The sequence below is a fragment of the Cellulomonas gilvus ATCC 13127 genome, assembly GCF_000218545.1.
Classification (GTDB): Bacteria; Actinomycetota; Actinomycetes; order Actinomycetales; family Cellulomonadaceae; genus Cellulomonas; species Cellulomonas gilvus.
Window position 1 is genome coordinate 15,513 of the sequence record NC_015671.1, and the last position, 23,508, is coordinate 39,020.

At 73.1% G+C, this 23,508-nt stretch carries 24 protein-coding genes; 10 read left to right on the plus strand and 14 right to left on the minus strand.

Features of this window, described 5'->3' with window-relative positions:
• Positions 1-107 precede the first annotated feature (107 nt).
• From CELGI_RS00070 to CELGI_RS00080, 3 genes are read left to right on the plus strand one after another with little or no spacing between them, the layout of a single operon-like run.
• Positions 108-1,043 (plus strand): ABC transporter ATP-binding protein, encoded by a 936-nt coding sequence (locus CELGI_RS00070; protein WP_013882077.1) that lies wholly within the window; start codon positions 108-110, stop codon positions 1,041-1,043.
• Positions 1,040-1,900 carry an ABC transporter permease gene (locus tag CELGI_RS00075; protein WP_013882078.1) on the plus strand — a complete coding sequence of 287 codons (861 nt, stop codon included), beginning with the start codon at positions 1,040-1,042 and terminating at the stop codon, positions 1,898-1,900. The genes CELGI_RS00070 and CELGI_RS00075 overlap by 4 nt, the downstream gene beginning before the upstream one ends.
• Positions 1,897-2,727, plus strand: a complete 831-nt coding sequence (locus CELGI_RS00080) for an ABC transporter permease (protein WP_013882079.1) — start codon at positions 1,897-1,899, stop codon at positions 2,725-2,727. Before CELGI_RS00075 ends, CELGI_RS00080 begins: the two co-directional genes overlap by 4 nt.
• A gap of 73 nt (positions 2,728-2,800) precedes the next feature.
• On the opposite strand, the gene CELGI_RS00085 is transcribed toward CELGI_RS00080, so the two are convergent.
• The 5 genes from CELGI_RS00085 to CELGI_RS00105 all read right to left on the minus strand — a co-directional run bounded on the left by CELGI_RS00085 (position 2,801) and on the right by CELGI_RS00105 (position 8,590).
• On the minus strand, positions 2,801-3,544 hold the full coding sequence (locus CELGI_RS00085; RefSeq protein ID WP_013882080.1) for a hypothetical protein: 744 nt from the start codon (positions 3,542-3,544) through the stop codon (positions 2,801-2,803).
• Positions 3,541-3,888: a PadR family transcriptional regulator gene (locus CELGI_RS00090; RefSeq protein WP_013882081.1), complete on the minus strand. Its 348-nt coding sequence runs from the start codon at positions 3,886-3,888 to the stop codon at positions 3,541-3,543. Before CELGI_RS00090 ends, CELGI_RS00085 begins: the two co-directional genes overlap by 4 nt.
• A 36-nt stretch (positions 3,889-3,924) precedes the next feature.
• Positions 3,925-4,590, minus strand: coding sequence for a GNAT family N-acetyltransferase (locus tag CELGI_RS00095; protein ID WP_013882082.1), 666 nt, complete (start codon positions 4,588-4,590; stop codon positions 3,925-3,927).
• 95 nt (positions 4,591-4,685) lie between these two features.
• Positions 4,686-7,571, minus strand: a complete 2,886-nt coding sequence (locus tag CELGI_RS00100) for a glycoside hydrolase family 9 protein (RefSeq protein WP_013882083.1) — start codon at positions 7,569-7,571, stop codon at positions 4,686-4,688.
• A gap of 191 nt (positions 7,572-7,762) precedes the next feature.
• A complete protein-coding gene (locus CELGI_RS00105; protein WP_245528123.1) occupies positions 7,763-8,590 on the minus strand; it encodes a hypothetical protein in 828 nt (275 codons plus the stop codon).
• 171 nt (positions 8,591-8,761) lie between these two features.
• On the opposite strand from CELGI_RS00105, the gene CELGI_RS00110 reads away from it, so the two are divergent.
• Both CELGI_RS00110 and CELGI_RS00115 read left to right on the plus strand, forming a co-directional pair.
• Complete coding sequence (locus CELGI_RS00110) at positions 8,762-9,301, plus strand: peptidylprolyl isomerase (RefSeq protein WP_013882085.1); 540 nt, start codon at positions 8,762-8,764, stop codon at positions 9,299-9,301.
• A gap of 170 nt (positions 9,302-9,471) precedes the next feature.
• Positions 9,472-10,260, plus strand: coding sequence for a rhomboid family intramembrane serine protease (locus CELGI_RS00115; RefSeq protein ID WP_245528125.1), 789 nt, complete (start codon positions 9,472-9,474; stop codon positions 10,258-10,260).
• A gap of 249 nt (positions 10,261-10,509) precedes the next feature.
• On the opposite strand, the gene CELGI_RS00120 is transcribed toward CELGI_RS00115, so the two are convergent.
• A complete protein-coding gene (locus CELGI_RS00120) occupies positions 10,510-10,767 on the minus strand; it encodes a cell division protein CrgA (RefSeq protein WP_013882087.1) in 258 nt (85 codons plus the stop codon).
• Between the two features lie 216 nt (positions 10,768-10,983).
• Between CELGI_RS00120 and CELGI_RS00125 the strand changes: the two genes are divergently transcribed.
• Genes CELGI_RS00125 through CELGI_RS00140 form a run of 4 tightly spaced genes read left to right on the plus strand, consistent with a single transcriptional unit; the run spans position 10,984 to position 13,361 of the window.
• Complete coding sequence (locus CELGI_RS00125; RefSeq protein ID WP_013882088.1) at positions 10,984-11,766, plus strand: DUF881 domain-containing protein; 783 nt, start codon at positions 10,984-10,986, stop codon at positions 11,764-11,766.
• On the plus strand, positions 11,763-12,560 hold the full coding sequence (locus tag CELGI_RS00130) for a class E sortase (RefSeq protein ID WP_013882089.1): 798 nt from the start codon (positions 11,763-11,765) through the stop codon (positions 12,558-12,560). The genes CELGI_RS00125 and CELGI_RS00130 overlap by 4 nt, the downstream gene beginning before the upstream one ends.
• Before the next feature lie 19 nt (positions 12,561-12,579).
• Positions 12,580-12,741: a hypothetical protein gene (locus CELGI_RS17220; protein ID WP_041574253.1), complete on the plus strand. Its 162-nt coding sequence runs from the start codon at positions 12,580-12,582 to the stop codon at positions 12,739-12,741.
• Positions 12,738-13,361 (plus strand): aminodeoxychorismate/anthranilate synthase component II, encoded by a 624-nt coding sequence (locus CELGI_RS00140; RefSeq protein ID WP_013882091.1) that lies wholly within the window; start codon positions 12,738-12,740, stop codon positions 13,359-13,361. The genes CELGI_RS17220 and CELGI_RS00140 overlap by 4 nt, the downstream gene beginning before the upstream one ends.
• A gap of 69 nt (positions 13,362-13,430) precedes the next feature.
• On the opposite strand, the gene pknB is transcribed toward CELGI_RS00140, so the two are convergent.
• The 8 genes from pknB to CELGI_RS00180 all read right to left on the minus strand — a co-directional run bounded on the left by pknB (position 13,431) and on the right by CELGI_RS00180 (position 22,770).
• On the minus strand, positions 13,431-15,449 hold the full coding sequence (gene pknB / locus CELGI_RS00145; protein WP_013882092.1) for a Stk1 family PASTA domain-containing Ser/Thr kinase: 2,019 nt from the start codon (positions 15,447-15,449) through the stop codon (positions 13,431-13,433).
• Positions 15,449-16,780, minus strand: coding sequence for a serine/threonine-protein kinase (locus tag CELGI_RS00150; RefSeq protein ID WP_013882093.1), 1,332 nt, complete (start codon positions 16,778-16,780; stop codon positions 15,449-15,451). The genes pknB and CELGI_RS00150 overlap by 1 nt, the downstream gene beginning before the upstream one ends.
• A complete protein-coding gene (locus CELGI_RS00155; RefSeq protein WP_013882094.1) occupies positions 16,777-18,225 on the minus strand; it encodes a peptidoglycan D,D-transpeptidase FtsI family protein in 1,449 nt (482 codons plus the stop codon). The genes CELGI_RS00150 and CELGI_RS00155 overlap by 4 nt, the downstream gene beginning before the upstream one ends.
• Complete coding sequence (locus CELGI_RS00160) at positions 18,222-19,727, minus strand: FtsW/RodA/SpoVE family cell cycle protein (RefSeq protein ID WP_013882095.1); 1,506 nt, start codon at positions 19,725-19,727, stop codon at positions 18,222-18,224. The genes CELGI_RS00155 and CELGI_RS00160 overlap by 4 nt, the downstream gene beginning before the upstream one ends.
• Positions 19,728-19,734: 7 nt before the next feature.
• Complete coding sequence (locus CELGI_RS00165; RefSeq protein WP_013882096.1) at positions 19,735-21,132, minus strand: PP2C family protein-serine/threonine phosphatase; 1,398 nt, start codon at positions 21,130-21,132, stop codon at positions 19,735-19,737.
• 4 nt (positions 21,133-21,136) lie between these two features.
• A complete protein-coding gene (locus tag CELGI_RS00170) occupies positions 21,137-21,652 on the minus strand; it encodes an FHA domain-containing protein FhaB/FipA (protein WP_013882097.1) in 516 nt (171 codons plus the stop codon).
• 64 nt (positions 21,653-21,716) lie between these two features.
• Complete coding sequence (locus CELGI_RS00175; protein WP_013882098.1) at positions 21,717-22,424, minus strand: FhaA domain-containing protein; 708 nt, start codon at positions 22,422-22,424, stop codon at positions 21,717-21,719.
• A 148-nt stretch (positions 22,425-22,572) separates the two neighbouring features.
• Positions 22,573-22,770, minus strand: a complete 198-nt coding sequence (locus CELGI_RS00180) for an antitoxin (protein WP_013882099.1) — start codon at positions 22,768-22,770, stop codon at positions 22,573-22,575.
• 160 nt (positions 22,771-22,930) lie between these two features.
• On the opposite strand from CELGI_RS00180, the gene CELGI_RS00185 reads away from it, so the two are divergent.
• Positions 22,931-23,497 (plus strand): hypothetical protein, encoded by a 567-nt coding sequence (locus CELGI_RS00185; protein WP_150104617.1) that lies wholly within the window; start codon positions 22,931-22,933, stop codon positions 23,495-23,497.
• Positions 23,498-23,508 lie beyond the last annotated feature (11 nt).

The following is a 23,508-nucleotide window of genomic DNA, read 5'->3' on the forward strand; positions in this document are numbered from 1 at the left end:
GGGTGTCACCCGGAGTGGGCCCTTCGGTTACCACCAGGTCACGTGTGCGTGCGCGGGACCGGAAACCCCTCTGCCGATGTGGGTGCCCCGGTCTACGGTGGTCCGCTGTGAGCCAGCCACCCTCCCCCGTGATCAGCGCCAGCGGACTGACCAAGACGTTCGGCGACTTCACGGCCGTCGCCGGGATCGACTTCGAGGTGCCGCCGGGTGAGGCGTTCGGGCTGCTCGGCCCGAACGGCGCGGGCAAGTCGACGACGATGCGCATGGTGGGCGCCGTGTCGCAGCGCACCGCCGGCGACCTGCGGGTGGTCGGGCTGGACCCGGACACGCACGGCCCGGAGATCCGCTCGCAGCTGGGCGTGGTGCCGCAGGAGGACAACCTCGACACCGAGCTGCGCGTGCGGGACAACCTCATCGTGTACGGCCGGTACTTCGGCATCCCGCGTGCGGTGTGCGCGCAGCGGGCCGACGAGCTGCTCGCGTTCGCGCAGCTCGAGGACAAGGCGAAGGCCAAGGTCGACGACCTCTCGGGCGGAATGAAGCGGCGTCTGACGATCGCGCGGGCGCTCATCAACAACCCGCGCATCCTCATGCTGGACGAGCCGACGACGGGCCTGGACCCGCAGGCGCGGCACGTGCTGTGGGACCGGCTGTTCCGGCTCAAGGAGCGCGGCACCACGCTGGTGCTGACCACGCACTACATGGACGAGGCCGAGCAGCTGTGCGACCGCCTGATCGTGGTGGACCACGGCCGGATCATGGCCGAGGGTTCGCCGTCCTCGCTGATCCGCGAGTACTCGACGCGTGAGGTGGTCGAGCTGCGGTTCGGCTCCGACCGCAACGCCGAGGCGGCGGCGCAGCTCGAGGGTCAGGCGGACCGGGTCGAGGTGCTGCCGGACCGTGTGCTGCTCTACACCGACGACGGTGAGCGGCTCCTCGAGCGCGTCGCGCACGCGGGCCTGCACCCGACCACGAGCCTGGTGCGTCGGTCGAGCCTCGAGGACGTGTTCCTGCGTCTCACGGGACGGAGCCTGATCGAATGAGCGCCCCGGACGTGACGACGACGAGCGCGCCCTCGATGGAGGCCGCCGCGCACACGGGTGCCGTGCGGCCGCGGCGGTTCGGCGCCTGGTACGTCGCGGAGCACCAGCTGCGGCAGATGCGCGCCTACGGCTGGACCGTGGTGATGTCCGGCATCGGCAGCCCGCTGATCTACATGCTCGGCATCGGGCTGGGCCTGGCCGCGTTCCTCGAGGTCCCGGTGGCGAGCGGACCCGACGGGCCGATCGACTACCTGTGGTTCGTGGCGCCCGCGCTTCTGGTGACGGCGGCGGTCTCGGTCACCACCGAGGAGTTCACGTACACGGTGCTCGCGGGGTTCAAGTGGCGGCGCCTGTTCTGGGCGATGAACGCCTCCCCGGTGAGCCCGGAGCAGATCTGCTCCGGCCTGGTGATCGCGGTGGCCGGCCGCATGCTCTTCGTCTCGGCCGCGTACTACGCGCTCATGGTGGCGTTCGGGGCGGTGGGGAACGTCGCGCTCGGTGCGCTGCTGGTGCCCGTGGGGGTGCTCGCGGGCTTCGCGTTCGGCCTGCCGCTGCTGGCGTTCTCGGCGTCGATCACCGACGACAAGGGCCAGTTCGCGATGGTGCAGCGGTTCGTCTTCACGCCGTTGTTCCTGTTCAGCGGCACGTTCTACCCGCTGGACACGCTGCCCGTCGGCCTGCAGTGGGTGGGCTGGGTCTCGCCCATCTGGCACGGCAGCGAGGCGGGTCGGATCCTGTCCTACGGGCCGGGGCCGGGTTCCTGGCCGATCGCCGCGCACCTCGCGGTGCTCGTGGTGATGAGCGTCGTCGGCTGGGTGGTCGCGCGGCGCGTGTTCGTGGGGAGGTTGCGCGGATGACCGCGGTCACGGCACCCGTCGAGGCGGACGAGCGACGCGTGGGGAGCCTGCGCTCGCTGTACGCGGGCAACGCCCGCGCGGTGGTCGAGCGCGCGCTGCAGGCCACGCGGTCGAGCAACTGGATGGTGGTGGCCTCGGGCTTCTTCGAGCCCGTGTTCTACCTGCTGGCCATGGGATGGGGCCTCGGCTCGTTCATCGGGGACGTCACGCTCGAGTCGGGGCGCACCGTGCCGTACGCGGCCTACATCGCCCCCGCGCTGCTTGCCGTCTCGGCCATGAACGGGGCGATCTACGACTCGACGTGGAACGTGTTCTTCAAGATGCACTTCGGCCGGCTGTACGACGCGATGCTGGCCACGTCGATCGGCCCGTTGGACGTGGCACTGGGCGAGATCCTGTACGCGCTGCTGCGCGGCGGCGTGTACGCGATCGGCTTCATGTCGGTCATGCAGGTGCTCGGCCTCAACCTGTCCTGGACCGCGGTGCTCGCCATCCCTGCCGTGCTGCTCATCGCGTTCGGCTTCGCGTCGGTCGGCATGGCCGTGACCAGCTACATGAAGACCTTCCAGCAGATGGACTGGATCACGTTCGCGATGCTGCCGATGTTCCTGTTCTCGGCGACCTTCTACCCGCTCTCGGTGTACTCCGAGCCGATCCAGTGGGTCATCAAGGCCCTGCCGCTGTGGCACGCGGTGGAGCTGGTGCGCGGGCTGACCACGGGTGTGGTCGGTCTCGGCATGCTGGTGCACGTCGCGTACTTCCTGGCGATGATCGGCGCCGGCGTGGCGTTCACCACGACGCGCCTGCGCGCGCTGTTCCTGTCCTGACCCGGCACGCCCGGACCGGGGGACGTCACATCAGGGCTGCCTCAGGTCGGAGCAGCGTCACGTCGGAGCAGCGTCACGTCAGGAGCAGCGTCACCGCGACGAGCACCAGCGTGGTCAGCGGCACCATGAGGTCGAGCAGCAGCGGTGCTCGACGGCGGGGATCCGGGTCGGAGGCCAGAGGTGAGGTGACGGGGTCGGAGTCGCTCCGCGAGCGGGCCAGGCTCACGCCGGCGCCGCCGAGCAGGAGCACGGCGCCCACCCCGAGGACGAGCGCGGCGGGCAGCGTGGCCGCGACCGCCCGCAGCAGGACGAACGGCGCGACGGTGACCGCGGACGCGGCCGCCCAGAGCAGCGCGAAGCGCCACCAGGACCGCATGCCGAGGCGGAGCACCGCCCCGCCCCACCGCACCAGGGCCGCGATCAGGCCCACCAGGACGGCGGCCGAGCCCAGCGCACCCCACGTGAGCTCGGCACCCGCACCCTCCACGAGCCCGCGCGTCCCGGTGAGCACCAGCGCCATGCCCGCGATCTGCGTGAGCATCGCGCCGACCGTGCCCCACGTGGCGAGCACACCCTGGCCCGGGTCAGGTGCGAGCGCGAGCGAGCGCGCGTACGCGACCGGGTCGCCGAACGCGGTGCGCGCGTCCTGCCCGCTGTCGACGACGTGCGCCTCGACCTCGCTCAGCACGCCGCCGATGGTCGCGCCGGCCACGCCCTGCAGGCGCAGCTCGAGCACGAGCGCATCGGTCCAGGGCTGATCCACGTGCGGCGTGAGCTCGTCGTGCGCCGGGGCGGCGCCGGCCGGGTCGGTGGTCATGGTCGTCCCTCGTCCTCGGTGGTCAGCAACGTGTGCGCGGCCGCGCTGAACGCGCGCCAGTCCGCCGCGCGGCGGACGGCCTCGGCCCGGCCCGCAGGGGTCAGCGCGTAGTACTTCCGGCCCGGTCCCCCGGTCCCGGGGCGCCACTCGACGTCCACCAGCCCGGCCTGCTCGAACCGCGCGAGCAGGGGGTAGAGCGTGCCGCCCTTGACGGCGCCGAGGCCGGCGTCCTCGAGCGCCTGGGCGATCGCGTAGCCGTAGGTCGGACCGCGTCCGACCACGTGCAGCACGCACACCTCGAGCACGCCGCGCATCCACTCGGCGGGCCAGGGCGCTGTCGGCATGGCTAGACAGTAGGACTATCTAGTCAGCGCGGCAACCTACTCCCCCGGCATGACCGCGTCGCGGAAGCTCTCGACCCCCTCGAGCGTGACGTCCAGGCGCTGCGTGGCGGGCCGAGCGTCCCAGCCGGCGCGGTCCATGACGTACTGGCGCGAGACCACGGGGGCGTCGTCCCGGACCTGGACCACCTCGCCGTTCGCGCGGTAGCCCAGCCGGCGCGTGACCCCGTTCGACGGGCCGTTGTCCGCGAAGGCCGACGTCGTGGCGCGCTCGGCGTCCAGGCCCTCGAAGAGCAGGTGCAGGACGGCTTGCCGCATGCGCGTGCCGATGCCCTGGCCCTGGAACCGGTGGCCCAGCCACGAGCCGGTCTCGGCCTGGCGCGTGACGGCGAAGCTCTCCGCGTACATGCCCTGCATCCCGACCACCACGCCGTCACGCAGCACCGCGAGCTCGAGGGCCCACTTGGCGGGCGCGAACGACGCGCGGAGCCCCCACTGGTACTGCAGCACCGACCGGCGGACCTCGTCGGCCGTCCCACGCGTCCAGGGCTTGAGGAAGGGCATGTAGTCGGCCGCGTGCACGCCCTGCGCGGCCAGGTCCGCGAGCTGGACCAGCAGCTCGTCGTCGGGGAAGCGGAGCTCGAGGTCGCCGGTCCGGACCCGGACGCCCGCGGTGGGCCACACGTCGGCAAGGGTGCGCGTCATCCCCCGAGGTTGGCGGTGGCACGCGGGTGCGGCAAGGACAAAAAGGCCCGAGGGGGCCGGTGCGCGCGGCACCGACCCCCTCGGGCGGGAGGGGCTCAGCTGCAGGTGGCGCCGTTGACCGTGAAGGACGTGGGTGCCGTGTTGGTGCCGGAGTGCGTGCCCTGGAAGCCGATCTCCGTGCTCGCACCTGGTGCGAGCGTGGCGTTCCAGGACATCCCGGTGGCCGTGACCACGGCACCGGTCTGCGTCCAGGTCGCGGACCAGCCCTGCGAGATCTTCTGGCCCGACGGGAACGTGAAGCCGAGCGACCACGTGAGCGGCGACGTGCCGGTGTTCGTGATCTTGACCGAGCCCGTGAAGCCGGTGTTCCAGCTGTTGGCCGAGTAGGTGACGGCGCACGTGCCGACCGGGTCGGTGGACCCGGCGAGCGTCCGGAACGTGACCGCCGTGCTGGTCGCGGACACGTTGCCGGCACCGTCCACCGCGCGCACCACGTACGAGTACGCGGTGTCCGCGGCCAGGCCCGTGAGCGTGGTCGTGGGTGCCGTGGGCGATGCGACGAGCGTGGTGCTCGAGCCGTCGACCCGCAGCACCTCGTACTTCGCGACCCCGGTGCCCGCGTCGGTCGAGGCGGCCCACGTGAGCGCCGCACCCGAGGACGTGATGCCCGACGCGACCGGCGTGCCCGGCACGGTGGGTGCCGTCGTGTCCACGGGAGCGGCCGTCGTCGTGAACGTCACCGCGGCCGAGGCCGCCGAGACGTTCCCGGCCACGTCACGTGCCGTGACGACGTACGAGTACGCCGTGCCCGGCGTGAGCCCGGTGACGCTCGTCGTCGCGGCCGTCGGGGAGGCGACGAGCGTGCTCGTCGTGCCCTGGACGCGGTAGACGTCGTAGGCCGCGACGCCCGAGCCGGCGTCGGTGGAGGCGGCCCACGTGAGCGTGGCGCCCGTGGACGTGACGGCGGAGGCGACCGGCGTGCCCGGGACGGTCGGTGCCGTGGTGTCGCCCGGCGTGGTGCCGGTCGGCTCGGTGCCCCACACCAGCGTCCCGCCGTCGTACAGCGTGATCGCCTTGGTCTTGGCCAGGCCCGTGGAGGTCAGGCCCGCGAACGACGGGTCGTTCGTCGCGTCCCAGCCCGCCGGGCCGGTGAGCCGGAACTGCAGCTCACGCCGGTGCTGCGACTGGCCCCCGGGGTGGATGTTCTGGCCCACGCACGTGAGCTGCACGTAGCCCAGCGTGCCGCCCGCGCTGACGCCCTTGCCGGACTGCGGCCCGCACTCGGAGTAGTTGGCGGTGAGCGTGACGTCCGAGGCCGCGAAGCCGTCGGTGCGGAACCAGTAGCGGACCGTGGCGTTCTTGAGCGACCGCGCGGGGAACGCCGACTGGTTGCGGATCATCGCCTTGATCTCGCTGAACGTGCCGCCCGGGGGCTGGTTGAGCTGCGCCTCGACGAAGATCTCGTCGCCGTCGGGCGTCTCGGGCCTCGGGAAGCTCGCGAGCGGCGTGCCGCCGTACTGGTCCACCAGGTACGCCAGCGCAGACGTGAAGCCCGCGTTGTAGTCGGTCGCGACCTCGTTGGCCACGTAGTCCTGGCGGTCGTCGACGTACGCGTCGTTCGGCGAGCTCGGGCCGCCGACGAGCGCGCCGTACAGCACGTGCCGCGTCGCGACGGGCGTCGCGCTCGAGTCGAGCCACGAGCCGTGCGCGGTGCGGTGGTGCGGCTTGGTCGGCGGGTTCACGCCGAAGCCCACCATGTACGACGAACCGCGCGGGTTGTCACCGAGCGCGTAGTCGATCTGACCCACGCCGAAGTCGTGGTACCGCGCCTTTCGCGTCGGGTCGGTGATCCAGTCCGAGTAGACGAGCGCGACGAACGAGGTGTTGGCGGCGTACCGCAGCGAGCCCCACGAGTCGAGCACCGCCTGGCCGCCCGGCGAGTAGCGGATCCGCTCGCCGTTGTACCCGGTGCTCCAGTAGTCGAGCCAGCGGTTCGCGTCGTCGACGTACTTCTGCTTGCCCGTCTCCATCGCGAGCAGCGCGTACGTGGCGAACTGCTTGTTGTCCCACGCCACGGTCCACTTGTAGGACCGCGTCGTCGACTGGTTCTCGGTGCCGAGCTTGTCGTACTCGGCCTCGGCCTTGGCCAGGTACGCCGCGTCACCCGTCGCCTTGTAGAGCCAGTAGGCACCCCAGACCAGCTCGTCCTGGTAGCCCGACCAGGACTTGTAGTACGCCGCCGCGCCGGTCACGCAGTCGGAGTACGCGCCGCGGTAGGTGTCCGCGAACGAGTACAGCTGCTTGGCGTGCGTGACGAGCTTCGCCGCGTAGGCCGGGTCGTCCTCGGCGAAGACGAGCGAGGACGCGGCCATGGCCGCCGCGGTCTCCCCCGCGACGTCCGACCCCGGGCACGACGCGGTGATCTTCATCGACGGGCGCGCCATCGTCATGACCTCGGCGGGGCCCCACCACTTGTGGTCCGCCTCGCCGTCGCCCACCTGGACGTACAGCTCGTTGGGAGCGGTGTGGGCCTTGATGAAGTAGTCGTTGACCCAGCGCAGGTTGCCCTCGAGCTCGTCGAGCTGCCCGGCCTTGGCGTAGCCGTCGGGGCTCGCGACCGCGCCCCACGCGAGCATCGTCGTGGTGAACGCCATCGGGAAGCCGAACTTCACGTGGTCGCCCGCGTCGTACCAGCCGCCCGTGAGGTCCTTGCCCACGTCCGCGCCGTCGGTCAGGCCGGAGTCGCCGCGCCACGAGACGGGGTAGCTCGCCGGCAGATCGCCCGAGGCCTGGGCCTGGTAGAAGAACATCGACTTCTGCAGGGCCTCGGCGTAGTTGAACGACGGGTCGGCCGCGTGGGCGCTCCCCGCGATCGGCGCGACGACGAGACCTGCGGCCAGCGCGAGGCCGGCGGTTCCCGCGACGCTGCGGGAACGTGCCCGGCGCCGCGGCGCACGGGCGGGAAGGTGCAGGGGGGACATGGCTCCTCTTCCGACGGACGGACGGCTGGCGCCGTCGGCGGAGGGGGCCGCCTCCGCGCGACACGCCAGGCGAATCGTCGGTGTGAAGCCGCAGGTGAGACAACGGGCTAAACGGTTCAGCGGCGGGGGTGGTGGTCCACCCCCGCCGCTGCGGGTCGTGCAGTCGGGGGCCGAGGCCCCGCGCCGTCGGGTCAGATCGCCGGGTCGTCGCCCGCGGCGTCGGGCTTCTTGGGTGCGGCGCGGCGGGTGACCTTGCGTGCGGTCTCCGATGCGGCGTCCTTGGCCTTCTCGCCGAGCTCCTCGACCTTCTCCCCGAGCTCCTCACGGGCCTCGCTCAGGGTCTCGGCAGCCTTGGTCGCAGCCTCGCGACCCTTGGCCACCGCGGTGCCCGCGGCCTCGCCGAGCGCATCCGCCGCGTGGCCCGCTGCGCCCGCCAGGTCGGCACGGGCCGAGTGGTCGTGCGTCGGGGCGTCGAACGAGTCGGTCGGCTCCCAGGGCTCGGCCCACGGGTCGACGGTCTGCTGCGACCGGCGCCACGCGAGCACGGCTGCGGCGGCACCCGCGGCACCCGCGACGAGCCAGAACACCTTGGCCCCCGTGTGCTTCTTCTCCTGCTTGGCCGCAGCGGCCGCGGCGACGGCCGCAGCGCTCACGGCAGCCTTGTCGGCCGCCACGTCGGCGGCCTTGGCCGCGGCGGCGCCGGCCTTCTCCGCCGCCTCGTTGACGGCCTGCACCAGACGCGGCAGCAGGTCGTCGACCAGCTTGTCGTGCGCCGTGTCGATCGCCGGCGAGACCTTGTCCGCGGCCTGCTCCACCTTCGGTGCCGCGGCCTTCACGCTCTCCTTGTACAGGTGCTCGACGCGCGGCACGAGCCAGTCGACGAACGCCTCCACGCGCGGGGTGGCCCACTCCTTGGTCACGCTCGCGGCGTCGGCGGCCTTCACGCTCGCGCCCCTGAGGGACTCGGCGGCGACCTTGGCCTGCTTGCCGGCCTGCTTCTTGAGCTGCTCGGTGTCCACTTCGATGCTCGGGCGACGGTTGAACGGCATCATCACTCCCCACGGATCTCTGCGCTGGCCTCACACTCTGCCACCGGTCAGGGCGCCGCGCAGCGCTCGCGAGGTGCGGGTTCGCCCGCAGCGCAGCGCACAGCCGCCGTCCCGCGGGACGTGCGTGCCAGACTGGACGGCATGTTCGCGACCCTGCACACGTCCGCCGGTGACATCCGGATCGAGCTCTACCCGAACCACGCCCCGCGCACCGTGAAGAACTTCACGGGCCTGGCCACGGGCGCCCAGGAGTGGACCGACCCGAGCTCCGGCGAGCACCGGACCGACCCGCTGTACTCGGGCATCATCTTCCACCGCGTGATCGACGGCTTCATGATCCAGGGCGGCGACCCCCAGGGCACCGGCCGCGGCGGCCCGGGCTACACGTTCGACGACGAGATCCACCCCGAGCTCACGTTCTCCGAGCCCTACCTGCTGGCCATGGCCAACGCGGGCAAGCGCATGGACCCGACCACCGGCAAGGTGGGCGGCACCAACGGCTCGCAGTTCTTCATCTCCGTCGCCGCGACGCCGTGGCTCAACGGGAAGCACACGATCTTCGGCAAGGTCGCCGACGACGCGAGCCGCGCGGTGGTCGACGCGATCGCGACCGCGCCCACCCGCCCCGGGGACCGCCCCGTGCAGGACATCGTCCTGGAGTCGGTGACCATCGAGGACTGAGCGCCCCGGCGCTCACCAGCAGGAACAGGAAGCCGACGATCAGCGAGACCCCCCAGCCGGTGGACGCACCACCGGTCTGCCCGAGACATCCCGACCGCATCGCGTACGTGAGGTGCCAGCGGTGCGGGCGTCCCACGTGCCCGGACTGCCAACGTCCGGCCGCGGTCGGCGTGCAGTGCGTCGACTGCGTCCGCGACGCGGCGCGGAGCACCCGGGACGTCCGCACGCGGTTCGGGGGCCTGGTCCACCCCGGTGCCCGGCCCGTGGTCACGCTCGCGTTCATCGCGCTGTGCGTGGTCGCGTACCTGGGCCAGTGGACGGTCGACGGGTTCACCACCGACTGGAAGTACTCGCCGCTGCGCGGTCACGCCGAGCCGTGGCGCTTCCTGACGTCGGCGTTCCTGCACTCCCCCGGCTCGATCTTCCACATCGTCCTCAACATGGTCGCGCTGTGGACCGTCGGGCCGTACCTCGAGGTGCAGCTGGGCCGCGTGCGGTACGCCACGCTCTACCTGCTGAGCGCGATCGGGGGCTCGGTCGTCGTGCTGCTGGTCGCGGCGCTCGGGTGGTCCGACTGGTACTCGGGCGTCGTGGGCGCGTCGGGTGCGGTGTTCGGCCTGTTCGGCGCCGCGTTCGTGGTGATGTGGCGCTCCGGGCACCCCGCGCAGGGGATGCTCGGCGTCATCGGCGTGAACATGGTGTTCAGCTTCGTCGTGCCGGGGATCTCGTGGCAGGGCCACCTGGGCGGGCTCGTCACCGGGGCGCTGCTGGCCGCGGCGTACGCGTTCGCGCCCGCGGCACGGCGACGGCTCGTCGCCGTGGTCGCACCCGCGCTGGTGGCGGCGGGGCTGGCGGCGCTCGTGGGCTGGTCCTACGGGCAGGCACCGGCCGAGGTGCAGCAGATCTGGGACCTGCCGGACGCGGTGGAGGACAGCCTCCTGCGTGAGTGGGGACTCTGACGCTGTCGGATCGAAGGGCGCTCCCGTCCGCCGGGGGCGCCCTTCGTCGTCCACAGGAGCGGGCGCCCGCCCGTCCCCAGGCCGGGACACAGGCGGTGAATTACACGGCTGTAGTTATCCACAGAGTCATCCACCGCTGGGGACGAGCGGACGGGTGTGGCCGTTGTCGTTCCACCGACCACGGGAGACGACGAGGCGCCGGCACCCCGTGGGGTCCGGCGCCTCGTGAGCGTGCGTGGGTGGCGGGCGTCAGCGCCAGCGCGTCGTCATCGCGAAGCCCGCGATGATCACGGCCGCACCCGCGGCCAGGTTCCAGCCGCCGAGGAACGGGATGAGCAGGCTCGAGCCGTTGGTCGCGCGCCCGATGTAGAACACCACGATCCAGACCAGGCCGAGCAGCATCAGGCCGAGCATGACCGGGACCCACCAGCGCGGGTTCGGCTTGACGGCGGCCTTCTGCGTCGGCGGGGTGTACGTGGCCTTCTTGCGGGACCTCGACTCGGGCACCGGGGGCTCCTGTCCTGCGGTGGACGGGCGTGCGCCGCCACCTGTCGTCGTTCGGGCAGCACCGCCCGGTCCATCTCGCCCGACGGATCGAGCACTCGGGTGGCCGGCGCCATCGCCTAGCGTAGTGCGCGAGAATACCTGCCCCGGCCCCTGGCCGGGCGCACGCGGGACGCGGTCCCGCGCGGGACTCGCGGGACCTCACGGACGGGGGAGCGGATGAAGGGGCACGCCCACCGCTCGCGTGCCCGGCTGCGCCGCGGCACCGTGTCCGTGACGGTCGTCCTGGCGCTGTCCGGCGCGTTGTTCGCGGCCAACGCCAAGCAGGCGCACTCGTCGGCGGCCGAACGGCGACCGGACGACCTGGCGGGCCTGACGCAGGCGGAGCTCGCGCGGGTCGACAGCCTCACCGGCGAGGTCGACGCGCTGCGCGCCCAGGTCGACGAGCTGAGCGAGGCGGCGAACGAGGCCGCGGGCAACCAGGTGGTCCCACCCGCGGTGCGGTTCCGGGTGGAGAGCGGCGTCCTGCCGGTGACGGGCCCCGGCCTGACGGTCACGCTCGACGACGCCCCGCCGGACCAGGCGGGTCTGCCGGACGTCAACCCCGACGTGCTCGTCGTGCACCAGCAGGACCTGCAGGCGGTGATGAACGCGCTGTGGGCCGGCGGGGCCGAGGCGATGTCGCTCATGGACCAGCGCGTGGTCTCCACGAGCGCGTTCCGGTGCGTCGGCAACGTGCTGCGGCTGCAGGGCCAGGTGTACTCGCCGCCCTACCGCGTGCGCGCGGTCGGCGACCCGGCCCGGCTGCGCCAGGCGCTCGAGGCGTCGGCCGAGGTCAGCGCGTACCGCGCCGACGCCGCGACGGTGGGCCTGGGCTGGGACGTGGACGACGAGGACGCGCTCGCGCTGCCCGCGTACGCGGGTGTGACCGAGCTCGAGCACGCGGACGTGCCGCCGGGTACCCCGGTGCTGCCGGGCCTGCCGGTCGAGAGCGCCCGATGACCGACGCGGCCCCCGCACCGCGGCCGCCGTCGCGCGCGTCGAGGATCGCGTTCGGCACGCTCGGGGTCGCGGGCGAGCTGCTCATCACGCTGGGCGTGCTGCTGCTCGCGTTCCTGGTGTGGCAGCTGTGGTGGACGGACGTCGAGGGCAACCGCGCGCAGGCGGAGGTGGTGCGCGAGCTGCCGCGCATGCCGGTCCCGACCGCCGCACCGTCGGACGAGCCGACCGCGCAGCGGCCGCTGGTGGCCGAGCCGCGGTACGACGAGCCGCCCGTGGCGGCCGAGCCGGAGCACGCGACCACGTTCGCGACGATCCAGGTGCCACGCTGGGACGGTGAGCCCGAGCGGCCCGTCAGCCAGGGCACGGACCGCCCGACCGTCCTGGACGTGCTGGGCGTGGGCCACTACGAGGGCACGGCCATGCCGGGCGACGTCGGCAACGTCGGGCTCGCGGCGCACCGCACCACGTACGCCAAGCCGTTCCACCGGATCGCCGAGCTGAAGAAGGGTGACGCGATCGTGCTGCGCACCGCGACGCTCGACGGCGGCACGGGATCCGACACCTGGTACGTCTACCGCGTGACGTCGCACGAGGTCGTCACGCCGCAGCAGACCGAGGTGATCGCACCGGTGCCGGGTGAGCCCGGTGCGGTGCCGACCGAGCGGTTCCTGACGCTCACGACGTGCCACCCCATGTACTCCGCGCGCGAGCGCTACGTGGTGCACGCCGTGCTCGACTACTGGGCGCCCGTCGCCGACGGCACCCCGGCCGAGCTGCTCGAGGACGCGCCGTGACGAGCGAGGGGAGACCATGATGTACGGATGGCTCTGGCGGCACCTGCCCGGCCCCGCGGCCGTGCGTGTGCTGCAGCTCCTGCTGCTCGCCGCAGCGGTGCTCGCCGTCTGCTTCCTGTGGGTGTTCCCCGCGATCGCCCCGTACATGCCCTTCAACGACACCACGGTGGGTGACCAGTGACCCGGATCCTCGTCGTCGACAACTACGACTCGTTCGTCTACACGATCGTCGGCTACCTCAACCAGCTCGGGGCCGAGACGGTCGTCGTGCGCAACGACGCGGTGCCGCCGGCCGCCGAGCGTGCGGAGTTCGACGGCGTGCTGGTCTCCCCTGGACCTGGCACGCCGGCCGAGGCGGGCGCGAGCATGGACGTGATCCGGGACTGCGCCGCGTCGGGCACGCCGATGCTCGGCGTGTGCCTGGGTCACCAGGCCCTGGGCGAGGTGTTCGGCGGGACCGTGACGCACGCTCCCGAGCTCATGCACGGCAAGACCAGCGAGGTCGAGCACGCCGGCGAGGGTGTGCTCGAGGGCCTGCCCAGCCCGTTCACCGCGACGCGCTACCACTCGCTCGCGGTGGTCGCCGGCACGGTGTCCGACGAGCTCGAGGTCACGGCCCGCACCGGCGACGTGATCATGGGCCTGCAGCACCGGACCCTGCCGCTGTACGGCGTGCAGTTCCACCCCGAGTCGGTGCTGACCGAGGGCGGCCACCGTCTCCTGGCGAACTGGCTGCGCGTGTGCGGCGACGACGAGGCGGTCGCGCGGTCGGCCGGCCTGCACCCGCTCGTCCGCCTGTAACCCCCGAGACGCGGAACGGCCCCGCATCCCGGGTGGGGTGCGGGGCCGATCCGTGCGTGCGGTGCGGGCTCAGCCGCCCTGGTTGCCGTTGCCGTTGCCCTGGTCCGGCGGGGGCTCGGTCGGGTCGACCTGCTGCGGGCCGCGTGACACGTGCAGCAGCACGAGGTCGCCCTTCTCGAGCTCGGTGCCGCGATCCGGCTCCGACCACAGCACCTCGCCCGCGGGCCGGTCCGAGTCCTCGTCGACGCGCTGGGCCTCGAGGCCGAGCTTCGCGAGCGCCTGGACCGCCTGCTCGAACGACATGCCCACCAGGTTGTCCGGCACGATCACGGTCTCGGGCGCCACGGCGACCTCGATGGTGACGTTGGTGCCCTGTGCGACCAGACCCGCCTGACGGTCCTGGCTCAGCACCTCACCGGCGGGCTTCTCGGTGGTGGTGACCTCGCGGACGGTCGAGGTCAGCTTGAGCTCGTTGAGCTTCTTGAGCGCCTCGTCCTGCTGCATGCCCACCAGGTCCGGCAGCTCGACGTTGCCCGTGGAGACCCACAGCGTGACCGAGGTGCCCGTGTCCACGAGCTCACCCTCCGCGGGGTCGGTCTTGGTGACCTGGCCCTTGGGGAAGTTGGGGTTGTTGTCGTCCTGGCGGTCCGGGTTGACCGTGAGCTTGGCGTCCTCGAGCTCGGCCTGCGCGCGCGCCTCCGTCAGCCCCGCGACCTCGGGGACGGTCGTCGAGTCCGCACCGCTCGAGACGTAGTAGGTCACGGTCGAGCCGGGCAGGACCGGGGTGCCCTCGGCCGGGTTCGACTCGATGACCTCGCCCTCCGGCACGTCGTCCGACGCACGGGACTCGCGCTTGCCCTTGAGCTGGGCCTCCGTGAGCGCGGCCTCGGCCTGGTCCGCGGTCAGCCCCACCAGCGTGGGCACCGCGACCTGCTTGTCCTCGGGCTCGTCCTGCGAGTTCGCGACGATCAGCGCGATGATCCCCGCGACCGCGAGCACCGCGATCCCGACGAGCACCCAGATGAGCCAGGGCCGCTTGTCCTCGTCCTCGTCGTGCTCGACCGTCGCCAGCGCGGTGGTGCCCTCGACGCCCGTGGCACCCCACGGCGTCGCGGGCGGGAAGGCCTGCGTGGTCGCGACCGCGGGCGTCATGACCTGCGTGGCGTCCGCCGCGGCCACCGGCGCGACGGCCGCGCCCGCGGCGGCGAGCGGCGGCGCGCTCACGTGCGTGCCGCGCAGCACGGCTTCGAGGTCCGCGCGGTACTCGCCCGCCGAGGAGTAGCGCGAGTCGCGCTCCTTGGCCAGCGCCTTCATGGTGATGCGGTCCAGCGCCTCGGGGACGTCCGACGCGAGCGAGCTCGGCACCGGCGCGGCCTCGCGCACGTGCTGGTAGGCCACCGACACGGGGGAGTCGCCCGTGAAGGGCGGCCGGCCCGTGAGCAGCTCGAACAGCAGGCAGCCGGTCGAGTACAGGTCGGACCGCGCGTCCACGGTCTCGCCGCGGGCCTGCTCGGGGGACAGGTACTGCGCGGTGCCGATCACGGCCTGGGTCTGCGTCATCGTGGCCGCGGAGTCGGCGACCGCGCGCGCGATGCCGAAGTCCATGACCTTGACCGCGCCCGTCGGCGTGAGCATGACGTTCGCGGGCTTGATGTCGCGGTGCACGATGCCGGCGTGGTGCGAGTACTCGAGCGCCGAGAGCACACCGATGGTGATCTCGACGGCCTCCTCGATCGGCACGGCGTTGCCGTCCCGGAGGATGTCGCGGACCGTGTGCCCCTCGACGTACTCCATGACGATGAACGGCACGTGCGCGACGACGCCCGTCGGCTCCGTGAACACGTCCTCGCCCGTGTCGTACACCGCGACGATCGCCGGGTGGTTGAGCGCCGCGGCGGCCTGCGCCTCGCGGCGGAACCGGTTCTGGAACGACGGGTCACGCGCCAGGTCGGAGCGCAGGATCTTGATCGCGACCGTCCGGCCCAGGCGCGTGTCGTGCCCGATGTGCACCTCGGCCATGCCCCCGCGGCCGATGAGCTCACCGACCTCGTACCGGCCGGCGAGGATGCGGGATCCGCTGTCCACCACTAGGCGTCCTTCACTTCCGTCGTCGACCCGCGGACCTGGCGGTCCGCGGGTACATCCTGGCCGATCATCGCACCTGTCGGTACGGCAGCCCGTGAGGTCCAGGTCACGATACGGGCGTCGCCGGTGCCGCCCGTGGCGCGCGTCGTGCCCACGGACGGTGCCGCGACGACGGGCGCGGGCGCCTCGCCGTCGGCCTTGGTGAGCTGCCCCGCGAGCGCCGCACCCAGCAGCCCGCCCAGCAGCAGCACCAGGGCGAGCACGGGCCAGCCGACGCGCCCGAGCGGTCCGAGCCGCGGTCCGGACCGGTGCAGCGGCCCGCGCGACGACGCCGAGCGCGGCGGGCCCGCATCCGGGCGCCGCGGCGTGGCGGGCGGGAACGACGGCGGCTGGTCCGCGTGCGCCGCACCGTGCCGCGGGGCGTCGGCCGGTCGGGTGGGGCTCGGCGGTGCGCCCGGCGGGCGTTCGGCGGCGCGCGTCGGCCGCTGGACCAGCATCGGGACCCCGCTCGGAGGCGTGCGCGGCATGAGCCGGTCGAGCTGCTCGGCGAGCTCGGCACCCGACTGCGGCCGCTGCGCGGGGTCCTTGGACAGCAGGCTCGCCACCAGATCGGCGAGCGGCTTGGCGACCGACTTGGGCAGCGGGGGCACGGGCGAGTTCACGTGCGCGACCGCGATGTCCACCGCGGTGGGCCCGGTGAACGGGCGGTTGCCCGCCAGCGCCTCGAACGCGATGATCCCGAGCGAGTACAGGTCGGACAGCGGAGTCGCGGGACGTCCCACGGCCTGCTCGGGGGACAGGTACTGCGCGGTGCCCATGACCATGCCCGTGGCGGTCATCGTCATCTGGTTCTGCGCGAGCGAGACGCCGAAGTCCGTGATCTTCACCCGCCCGCCGCGGCCCAGCAGGATGTTGCCGGGCTTGACGTCGCGGTGCACCACGCCGGCCTCGTGCGCCGCGTGCAGACCGCGCGCGGTCTGGGCCAGGATCGGCAGGAGGCGGCGCACCGGCAGCACGGGTTCACGCTCGAGCAGGTCGGACAGCGGCTCGCCCGGCACCAGCTCGATGACCAGGTAGCCCGAACCCTCCTGCTCGCCGTAGTCGAACAGCTGCGCGATGTTGGGGTGGGACAGCGACGCCGAGTTGCGCGCCTCGGTGCGGAACCGCTCGAGGAAGCCCGCGTCGCCCGCGAACTCCGCCTTGAGCACCTTGACCGCGACCGAGCGGGCCAGCGACTCGTCGTAGCCCTCCCACACCTCACCCATGCCGCCGACGGCGATCTGCCGGACCAGGCGGTAGCGGTCCCCGAGCGCGACGCCCGCACCGGTCCTCACGAGCCCAGCACCGCCTGGATCACGGCCCGCGCGATCGGCGCCGCGACCCGGCCACCCGTCGCCTCCGAGCCCATCGCCCCGCCGTGCTCGACGATCACCGCGACCGCGACCTGCGGGTCGTCGGCCGGCGCGAACGCGGTGAACCACGCGTGCGGGGCCGCATCGCTCGAGGTCTGCGCGGTACCCGTCTTGCCCGCCACCTGCACGCCGCTGATCTGGGCGGACGTGCCGGAGCCGTCCTGCACCACGCCGATCATCATGTCCGTGAGCTGCTGCGCGGTGCCGGGCGAGACCGCGGTGGACATGAGCGACGGCTCGGTCTGCGAGACCACGCTCAGGTCGGCGGCGCGCACGCGCTCGACGACGTACGGCGTCATGAGCCGGCCGTCGTTCGCGATCGCGGCGGACACCATGGCCATCTGGAGCGGCGTCGCGGCCACGTCGAACTGCCCGATCGCGGACTGCGCGGTCTGCGGCTGGTTCGGCGCGGCCGGGAACCGGCTGTCCGCCACCGACATCGGGATCGTCAGGTCCTGGCCGAACCCGAACCGCTCGGCCTGCTCGCGCAGCGCGTCCGCGCCCAGGTCCATGCCCAGCTGCGCGAACGCGGTGTTGCAGGAGACCCGCAGCGCGTCCTTGAGCGAGATCGGGTCCGCGCCGCACCCGCCGCCGCCGAAGTTCCCGATGGTCGCGGACGTCTGCGGGAGGGTCAGGCGGTTCGGCGCCGCGAGCGTCGCGTCCTCGTCGTACGTGCCGCTCTCCAGGGCCGCCGCGGCGGTGACGAGCTTGAACGTCGAACCCGGCGGGTACGTCTCGTGCGTCGCGTTGCTGCGCAGCGGGTTGCCGTCCGCACCCGCGAGCTCGGTGTACGCCGCCGACGCCTCCGCCATGTCGTGCGACGCGAGGTCGTTGGGGTCGAACCCGGGTGTCGAGACGAGCGCAAGGATCCGGCCCGTGCTCGGCTCGATCGCCACGACCGCGCCCTGCTGGTCGCCCAGCCCCTCGAGCGCCGCCTCCTGCGCAGCGGGCAGCAGCGTGGTCTCGACCGCGGCGCCCTCGGGCTTGCGGCCCGTGATCAGGTCCCGCAGGCGCGAGAAGAACAGCTGGTCGCTGCGGCCCGTGAGCTGGTCGTTGGCGGCGCGCTCGAGCTCGGAGCTGCCGTTGACGATCGAGTAGAAGCCGGTGACCGTCGAGTACAGCTCCGCGTCGGTGTACTTGCGCTGGTAGCCGTACGGGTCGTCCACCTGGACCGACTCCGCGATCGCGTCACCCGCGACCACGATCGGGCCACGCGCGTTGCCGAACTCGCGGTACAGCGTCCGGACGTTGCGCGGGTCGGTGTTGAGGTCCTCGGCCTGCACGTACTGGACGGACGTGGCCGCGCCCATGAGGACCACGAACATCGCGAGCATGACGGTCGCGACCCGGCGCAGGGGCGTGTTCATCGTGTGCCCTCGATCCGCTGGGTCGGCTGGTCGTCGTCCGGCAGCGCGTCCTCGTCGTCCGCACGTGCGCGGGACCGCACGGCGGCGGGGGCCGGGCCGGAGTCGGCTCCGGCGTCGAGCAGCGACGCGGGGATGGGCTCGTCGTAGCGCAGGCCGCGGACCGCGGGGGCGGGGCGGCGAGCGTCGTCGGAGATGCGCAGCAGCAGCGCCACGATCATCCAGTTGGCCAGGAGGCTCGAGCCGCCGTACGCGAGGAACGGCGTGGTCAGCCCCGTGAGCGGGATGAGCCGGGTCACGCCGCCGACGACGACGAAGCACTGCCACGCGACGACGAACGCCAGACCGCCCGCGAGCAGCTTGCCGAACCCGTCCCGCACGCCGATCGCGGCGCGCATGCCGCGCTGCGTGAGGATCACGTACAGCGCGAGCAGCGCGAGCAGGCCCGTCAGGCCCAGCTCCTCGCCGAGCGACGCGACGATGAAGTCCGACTCCGCGTACGGCACCAGGTCGGGGCGGCCCTGCCCCAGGCCCGTGCCGAACATCCCGCCGCTGGCCATGCCGAACAGACCGCGGACCAGCTGGCCCGAGCCGCCGGGGTCACGGTCGAAGACCTCCGGGTCGAGCGCGTGGAGCCACACGTCGAACCGGGCACCCACGTGCGCGAACGCCGTGGCCGCGAGCACCGCGCCGCCCACGAACATCAGCAGACCCAGGACCACCCAGCTGATGCGCTCGGTGGCCAGGTAGAGCATCGCGACGAACAGGCCGAAGATCAGCAGCGACGTGCCCAGGTCACGCTCGAACACGAGCACGCCGATCGAGCCCGCCCACACGAGCAGGATCGGGCCCAGGTCCCGCGCACGCGGCAGCTGCAGGCCCAGCACCCGCGGACCGGCCAGCGCGAGCGTGTCGCGGTGCGTGACCAGGTACCCCGCGAAGAAGACCGCCAGCGCGAGCTTGGCGAACTCCGCGGGCTGCATGCCGATCGAGCCCAGGTACACCCAGATCCGCGCGCCGTTGATGGACACGCCGAGCCCCGGCACCAGGGGGAGCGCGAGCAGCCCGAGCGCGACGACCATCGCGGTGTACGTGTACCGGCGCAGCGTCCGGTGGTCCCGCAGCGCGATCAGCACGAACGCCGCGAGGGCGACCGCGATCGCCGTCCACATGAGCTGCTTGCCGGCGAACGCGTCGTCGCGGCCCTTGAGCGCGTTCGCGTGGTCGATCCGGTAGATCATGGCGAGCCCGACGCCGTTGAGCGCGATCGTCGCGGGCAGGAGGACCGGGTCCGCGTACGGCGCCCGCCACCGCAGGACCAGGTGGATGAGCACGGCCAGGGCCGTCAGGCCCGCGCCGTAGCCGAGCACGTCCGCGGGCACCTCGTCCGCCGTGCCGAGGCCGACCAGCGCGTACGCACCGATCCCGATCGCGAGGGCCACGACGAGCAGCACCAGCTCGACCCCCCGGCCGGCGCGCGCGGCGTGCGGCTCGACGGTCGCCATCAGCCGGTCACCCGCCCGTACCCGTGGGCCGGTCGGTGGGGGCGGGCGTGCGCGTCGGTGTCGGGGTGGGAGTGGGCGTGGGCGTGGGGCTGGGGGTGGGCGTCGGCGTGGGCTCGGGTGCGACCACGAGCTCGTCGACGAGCGCCCGCGCGGCCGCCAGGTCCTCGGCGTGGATCGTCTGTCCCACGCGGTCGCGCACGTACTGCGACTGGATGTCCGCCACGGCGATGCCCGTGCGCTCGGCCACGGTCGCCAGGCTCAGCGCGCCGATCGAGCCCGGAACGCCCTGGAACACGGCGACCTCGTCGCCGTCGAGACCCACGTACCACTGCGTGCGCGTCCAGGCCCACGCACCGCCCACGAGCGCGACGAGCGCGACGACGACGAGCGCCCCCGCGAGCGTGCCGCGGACCCGACGCCGCGGCGCAGGCTCGTCGGTGCCGGGCACGAGCGGCTCGTCGTCGGTGTCGCTGTCGCCCGCCCCGGCCGCCGGGTCGTCGGCGTCCGCCGCGGGCGTGACCGGACGGCCGGCGCGCTGCGCGCGGGCCGCGGCCTGCGCGAGCCCCGCCGCGCGCGCGGCCGGACCGTCGGCCGCGACCGTCGGGTCGTCGCGCGTCGTCGCGGCCGCACCCACCACCTGCGGGGCCGTGCCGGGCGCCGCACCGTCCGCGGCGTCGTCGAGGTCGACCACGTCCGCGAGCACCACGCTCACGTTGTCGCCCCCGCCGCCGCGCAGCGCGAGCTGGACCAGCCGGTCCGCGCACGCCTCGATGTCGGTCAGGTCGCGCATGGTCGTCTCGATCGTCTCGGCCGAGACGAAGCCGGACAGGCCGTCGGAGCACAGCAGCCAGCGGTCGCCGGGCCGCGCCTCGCGCACCGAGAGGTCGGGCGTCAGGTCGGTCTCGAAGTCGCCCAGCACGCGCATCACCACCGAGCGCTGCGGGTGGTGCTCCGCCTCCTCGGGCGTGATGCGGCCGATGTCCACCAGGTGCTGCACGAACGTGTGGTCGGTGGTGACCTGGGTCAGCGCGCCGTCCCGCAGCAGGTAGCCGCGCGAGTCGCCCAGGTGCACCATCGCGAGCTTGTTGCCCGTGCGCAGGATCGCGGTGACGGTGGTCCCCATGCCGGCGAGCTCGGGCTCGGCCTTGGCGCGCGCCAGGATCTCCTCGCGCGCGTCGTCCAGCGCCTGCTCGAGCTCGTCGAGCGCGTCGTCGGGGCCGTGCGCCTCGTCGTCCAGCGGTGCGAACGTCGCGACGACGACCGACGACGCGACGTCGCCGCCCGCGTGGCCGCCCATGCCGTCCGCGACCATGAGCAGGTGCGGTCCGGCGTACGCGGAGTCCTGGTTGTTGGTGCGCACCAGCCCGACGTCGGACCGTGCCGTGTACCGCAGCGCGACGGACATGGCCCTACCCCTGCAGCTCGACCACGCTGCGCCCGACGCGCACCGTGGATCCGGGGGCCAGCCTGACGGGCTGCTCGACGCGCTGCTCGCCGACGAACGTCCCGTTGGTCGAGCCGAGGTCCTCGACGTACCAGTCGCCGCCCTGCGGGTAGATGCGCGCGTGGCGCGAGCTCGAGTAGTCGTCGTCGAGCACCAGCGTGCAGCCGGGTGCGCGGCCGATCAGCACCGCCGACTGCGTGAGCGGCACGATCGTGCCCGTGAGCGGACCCTGCGTGACCACCAGGCGGGACTGGCGCGTGCCGCGTGCCGCACGCGGGCTGACCGCGGGCGTCGGCGCGGTCACGGGCGGAGCTCCGGGCGCCGCGGGTGCCGCGGGTGCGGGCTGCGGGGCCGACGAGCGGCGCTTGGTGATCCGGGTCCCGTACAGGTCGCGCCGGAGCACCGCGATCGAGGACAGCACCAGCAGCCACAGCAGGGCCAGGTAGCCCAGCCGCAGCAGGGTGACGGTCAGCTCGCTCATCGCGTCCGGCTCACCTGCTCGTGCGTCGCGCGGCTCGACGGGGCCGTGCGCGTGCTCGGCCGGCTCACTCGTCAGCGTCCGCGTCGCCGCCCGTCCAGAACAGGATGCGTGTCCGGCCGATGGTCAGGGTGTTCCCGTCCAGCAACGTCGCCGCGGGGACCTTGTGACCCTCGACGAACAGGCCGTTGGTGGATCCCATGTCGCTCGCGACGACGCCGTCGGGGTTGACCCGGATCTCCAGGTGGCGGCGGGACACGCCCGGGTCGTCGACGATGATGTCCGCCTCCGAGCCGCGGCCGATCACCGTGACGGGGCCGGTCAGCAGGTAGCGCTGCCCGTCGATGTCCAGCAGCGGGTGACGCGGGCTGGGCGCCGCGGCGGTGGCCGGTGCGACCGCGCCGCGCACCGTGGCGCTGTGCACCTCGAAGCGCCCCGCCTCGAGCTCGGTGTCCTCGGTGAAGCTCACCGTGACCGGCCCGACGAACGCGTAGCGCTGGCTGGCGGCGTAGTCCGTGACGTTCGCGGCGAACTCGTCGGCGAGCGCCTCCGCGCCCCACGCCTCGACCTGGTCGTAGTCCGGCGTGGAGAGCTCGATGGTGAACTCGTTCGGCACGACGGTGCGGTCACGGCCCACCACGGCCGCGCGCTCGTCGACCTCGCGGCGCAGCCGGCTCGCCATGTCCACGGGCTTGAGGTCGCTGCGGAAGGTCCGGGCGAACGCGTTGTTCACCGCGCGCTCGACGCCGTTCTCGAACTTGTCCAGGAATCCCATCCGCCCACCTCCTTCCGTCCGCACTCTGCCACGCACCGCACGCGCAGCACGCATGACGGCGCCGTCGGCGACGACGCGCGTCTGCTCGATGGTATCCGCGCGGCAGCCGACGGCGGCCGTGACGCACCCGTTCGGCCTCAGGGGGTCCTCACGGGGTGGTGCGGTCACCCTTCTGCTCGTCGAGCAGGTCCTTGGCCTTGTCGACCACCTGGTCGACCTTCGCGTCGGTCCCGTCGTCCGTGCGCGCCTTGAGCGCGTCGGCCGCCTTGTCGAGCGCGTCCTTGGCCTGCTCCTCGTGCCCCGAGAGCGCACCCTTGGCCTTCGCCACGAGGTCGTCGATGCCCATCGCGTCCACCTCCCGCACCGGCACGGGCCCTGCGCCGCATGCCACCGCCCAGTCTCCCGACCCCGGGCTCCCGCTGCACGCCGACCGCACGATCGTGCGGATCGTGCGCCTCCCGGCGTGCCGGGGCGGGCGTGTGGGTGGTCGGGAGCACCCTGGGGGCATGGTGACGATCTCCTGCTCGTGCGGCGCGGTCACGACGTCGCGCCGCAACCCCCTGCACGCGATGTCCGCCGCGGAGCGGTTCGAGTGCGTGCGCACCGCGTGGAGCGCGTGCGACGGGTTCCTCACGATCGAGGTGGACGCCTCCTGGCACCCGGGCACCGACGCGCCCGACGAGCGCTGCGTCGTGCTGGTGGACATGGACGCGCTCGACGCGTGCGCGGGCCTGGACCCGATCGAGGCGGAGGGGATCGCCGCGCTGCTGCGGCTCGCGCACGTGCGCGGCCGGGTGCTGCCCGATCCGGTGCTCGTCGGGCCGGTGCGCTTCCGCGTGACGCCGGCCGAGGAGTTCACGGGTGCCGTCACGTACCTGGTGCACGACGGCGCGACCACGCTCCTCGAGCACACGTGCGCGTACGGCGGCCGCGACGAGCTCGCGTCGCTCGTGGACCTGTACCGCGAGCACGGCGCACCGGCCCTGGTGCAGGTCGACGGCCTCGCCGACCGGCTGGGCCTCGCGCTCGCGGTCCAAGGCGTGCGGCGCGCGCGCACCCCGTCGGTCGCCTGACCCCGGCGCGC

Coding starts and splice junctions, on each gene's coding strand:
- CELGI_RS00075 (WP_013882078.1), top strand. CDS start 1,040: ATGAGCGCCCCGGACGTGACGACGACGAGCGCGCCCTCGATGGAGGCC.
- CELGI_RS00080 (WP_013882079.1), top strand. CDS start 1,897: ATGACCGCGGTCACGGCACCCGTCGAGGCGGACGAGCGACGCGTGGGG.
- CELGI_RS00085 (WP_013882080.1), bottom strand. CDS start 3,544: ATGACCACCGACCCGGCCGGCGCCGCCCCGGCGCACGACGAGCTCACG.
- CELGI_RS00090 (WP_013882081.1), bottom strand. CDS start 3,888: ATGCCGACAGCGCCCTGGCCCGCCGAGTGGATGCGCGGCGTGCTCGAG.
- CELGI_RS00095 (WP_013882082.1), bottom strand. CDS start 4,590: ATGACGCGCACCCTTGCCGACGTGTGGCCCACCGCGGGCGTCCGGGTC.
- CELGI_RS00100 (WP_013882083.1), bottom strand. CDS start 7,571: ATGTCCCCCCTGCACCTTCCCGCCCGTGCGCCGCGGCGCCGGGCACGT.
- CELGI_RS00110 (WP_013882085.1), top strand. CDS start 8,762: ATGTTCGCGACCCTGCACACGTCCGCCGGTGACATCCGGATCGAGCTC.
- CELGI_RS00125 (WP_013882088.1), top strand. CDS start 10,984: ATGAAGGGGCACGCCCACCGCTCGCGTGCCCGGCTGCGCCGCGGCACC.
- CELGI_RS00130 (WP_013882089.1), top strand. CDS start 11,763: ATGACCGACGCGGCCCCCGCACCGCGGCCGCCGTCGCGCGCGTCGAGG.
- CELGI_RS17220 (WP_041574253.1), top strand. CDS start 12,580: ATGTACGGATGGCTCTGGCGGCACCTGCCCGGCCCCGCGGCCGTGCGT.
- CELGI_RS00155 (WP_013882094.1), bottom strand. CDS start 18,225: ATGAACACGCCCCTGCGCCGGGTCGCGACCGTCATGCTCGCGATGTTC.
- CELGI_RS00160 (WP_013882095.1), bottom strand. CDS start 19,727: ATGGCGACCGTCGAGCCGCACGCCGCGCGCGCCGGCCGGGGGGTCGAG.
- CELGI_RS00165 (WP_013882096.1), bottom strand. CDS start 21,132: ATGTCCGTCGCGCTGCGGTACACGGCACGGTCCGACGTCGGGCTGGTG.
- CELGI_RS00170 (WP_013882097.1), bottom strand. CDS start 21,652: ATGAGCGAGCTGACCGTCACCCTGCTGCGGCTGGGCTACCTGGCCCTG.
- CELGI_RS00175 (WP_013882098.1), bottom strand. CDS start 22,424: ATGGGATTCCTGGACAAGTTCGAGAACGGCGTCGAGCGCGCGGTGAAC.
- CELGI_RS00180 (WP_013882099.1), bottom strand. CDS start 22,770: ATGGGCATCGACGACCTCGTGGCGAAGGCCAAGGGTGCGCTCTCGGGG.
- CELGI_RS00185 (WP_150104617.1), top strand. CDS start 22,931: ATGGTGACGATCTCCTGCTCGTGCGGCGCGGTCACGACGTCGCGCCGC.